Here is a 3,359-nt window from a genome sequence, read left to right on the forward strand (position 1 = left end):
GCAGTTGTTGACTTAGCGTCTCTTCGTAAAGCAATGGCTGACATGGGTGGAGACCCTGATCAAATTAACCCTGAAATTCCAGTAGACCTTGTTATTGACCACTCTGTACAAGTGGACAAAGCAGGAACAAATGATTCACTTAATTTCAATATGAACCTTGAATTCCAACGTAATGAAGAACGTTACGAGTTCCTAAGCTGGGCTAAAAAAGCATTCAATAATTACAATGCTGTTCCTCCAGCAACAGGAATCGTTCACCAAGTTAACTTAGAGTATTTAGCGAATGTTGTTCACGCTGTTGAGCAAGACGGTGAAACAGTAGCATTTCCTGATACATTAGTTGGTACTGACTCTCATACAACCATGATCAATGGTATTGGTGTACTTGGATGGGGTGTTGGTGGTATTGAAGCTGAAGCAGGTATGCTTGGACAGCCTTCTTACTTCCCAGTTCCAGAAGTGATCGGATGTAAATTTGTTGGTACACTTCCAAGTGGAACAACAGCTACAGACGTAGCACTTAAAGTAACWCAAGCTCTTCGTGAGAAAAAAGTAGTTGGTAAGTTTGTTGAATTCTTCGGTCCTGGTTTAACAGAAATGCCATTAGCTGACCGTGCAACGATCTCAAATATGGCTCCAGAATACGGTGCTACTTGTGGTTTCTTCCCAGTAGATGAGGAAGCTCTTAACTATATGAGACTAACTGGTCGCTCTGAAGAACAAATCAAGCTTGTAGAGGAATACTCTCGTGCTAACAACTTATTCTACGTAGCTGGTGAAACAGAAGATCCTGTTTACACTGATACAATTGAAATCGATCTTTCTGACATTGAAGCAAACCTATCTGGTCCTAAGCGTCCACAAGATCTTATTCCACTTTCAGGTATGCAAAAATCTTTCCGTGATGCGGTTGTGGCTCCACAAGGAACACAAGGTCTTGGCTTAACGGAAGATGAGTTCAATAAAAAAGTTGCTGTTAGCTTTAAAGATGGTCGCGAAGCAGAAATGACAACTGGTTCAATCGCAATTGCTGCAATCACAAGCTGTACAAATACTTCAAACCCTTATGTACTAGTTGGGGCTGGTCTTGTTGCGAAGAAGGCTGTTGAGCYTGGTCTAGATGTTCCTTCATATGTGAAAACATCTTTAGCACCTGGTTCAAAAGTAGTTACAGGTTACTTAACGGATTCAGGATTACTACCATACATGGAGCAACTAGGCTTTAACATTGTTGGTTACGGCTGTACAACATGTATTGGTAACTCTGGTCCACTTGAAGACGAGATCGAAGCAGCAGTTTCAGCTAATGATCTGACTGTAACATCTGTTCTCTCAGGTAACCGTAACTTTGAAGGACGTATTCACCCATTAGTGAAAGCGAACTATCTTGCTTCTCCACCACTTGTTGTTGCATATGCACTTGCAGGAACAGTGGATATTGATCTGCAAAATGATCCAATTGGACAAGACAAGAATGGTAAAGATGTATTTTTTGCAGACATCTGGCCAACATCTGATGAGATTAAAGACGTTGTTAATGAAACAGTAACACCTGAACTATTCCGTCGCGAATACAATAATGTATTTGATAGCAACGATCGTTGGAACGAAATCAAAACAACGGATGATGCGCTTTATAAGTGGGATAATGATTCTACTTACATTGCGAACCCTCCATTCTTTGAGAACCTTTCTAAAGATCCACAAGATATCAAGCCATTATCAAGCTTACGTGTAATCGGTAAATTCGGTGATACTGTAACAACAGACCATATTTCTCCTGCTGGTGCAATTGGTAAAGATACTCCTGCTGGTAAATACTTGATCTCTAAAGGCGTTGAGCCGAAAGATTTCAACTCTTATGGTTCTCGTCGTGGTAACCACGATGTCATGATGAGAGGGACATTTGCTAACATCCGTATCCGTAACCAAATTGCTCCTGGTACAGAGGGTGGTTTCACAACATTCTGGCCTACCGGTGACGTTATGCCGATCTATGATGCGGCTATGAAATACAAAGAAACAAGTACAGGTCTAGCTATTCTAGCTGGTAAAGATTACGGTATGGGAAGCTCACGTGACTGGGCTGCTAAAGGTACAAACCTTCTAGGAATCAAAACAGTTATCGCTGAAAGTTACGAGCGTATCCACCGTAGTAACCTTGTATTAATGGGTGTTCTTCCCCTTCAATTCAAAGAGGGCGATAGTGCTGAATCTCTTGGATTAACTGGTGAAGAAGCATTCGACGTACAAATTACAAATGCGGTTCGTCCTCGTGAAATGGTTAAAGTCGTTGCAACTGACAAAGATGGCAACAAGAAAGAGTTTGATGTTCTTGTACGCTTTGATAGTGAAGTTGAAATGGACTACTACCGTCACGGTGGCATCCTACAAATGGTATTACGCAGTAAATTTGCTCAAATTAAAGCGTAATAATACGAAAACAGTCTGCCTTATGGCGGACTGTTTTTTTGTTATTAATTTCTTTTTACAGGAAAGCTTGTTAAAATCAACCTAGTACAAAAATGAAATGGAATAGGAAGCTGGAGTTGGTGAGGATGGAAGAATACAAAAAGGTGTTAATTGAATTAGACGATTTAATGAGGAATATCGGGAAGCATYTTATCCCAGATTTAGAAATATTGAATGAATTTCATTTAACAAAGCGACAGGTAGCCATCTTATTTCTTATTTTAAAGAAGCCTGAAACAACAATATCTGAGATCGCCCAGTACTTTGAGATTTCCAAAAGTGCAGTGAGTCAATCGATGACGAAATTAGAAGAGGAAGATATTATTATTCGTGAAATCAATCACGATAATCGCAGAGAAATGAATTTAGTATTAGGGCAAAATGGGCAAAGAATTCAACATGAATTGTTTAAGCTTGAACAGAAGATGATGACGATTTATTWAACGAAGTTACCAATCGAAGATCTTCATCATGTACGAGACACCTTAAAAAAACTTGATGAGATCATCATGAAAGAAAAAAAGGACAAATGATGAACTTTTGCTAGGGAGAAGGGAAAGTAATTGCCTTCTTTTTGAAAATCATTTAGGATTAAAACAGTTAAGTAATTAAACTATTCAAGGGGGATTAAAAATTCAAGCTCATACCTTTTACATAAGGAAAATGTAGGACTTGTTTACGATAGAACCCATTAAAATCCTGGCTATAACAAAAAGGAGTAAATGAAAACATGACAAATTTTTCAATACGCAGGCCTAAATTCACAATTGTGGCCATGCTTATCTTTTTAATTTTCGGCTTTGTCTCGATTACTAATTTACCTCTGCAACTATTCCCTAATATTAATCCGCCTGTTGCGGCAGTCGTGACAAGTTATTCTGGAGCAA

At 39.1% G+C, this 3,359-nt stretch carries 2 protein-coding genes; both read left to right on the top strand.

The genetic code is table 11. From position 1 onward, the window contains the following. Positions 1–2,433: aconitate hydratase AcnA (acnA, locus tag AB685_RS28865; RefSeq protein ID WP_047974052.1), on the top strand; the 2,433-nt coding region annotated here is incomplete at its 5' end. A gap of 92 nt (positions 2,434–2,525) precedes the next feature. After that, positions 2,526–3,005 (top strand): MarR family winged helix-turn-helix transcriptional regulator, encoded by a 480-nt coding sequence (locus AB685_RS28870; RefSeq protein ID WP_082153821.1) that lies wholly within the window; start codon positions 2,526–2,528, stop codon positions 3,003–3,005. The last annotated feature ends 354 nt before the right edge of the window (positions 3,006–3,359 follow it).

Source organism: Bacillus sp. LL01 (assembly GCF_001037965.1).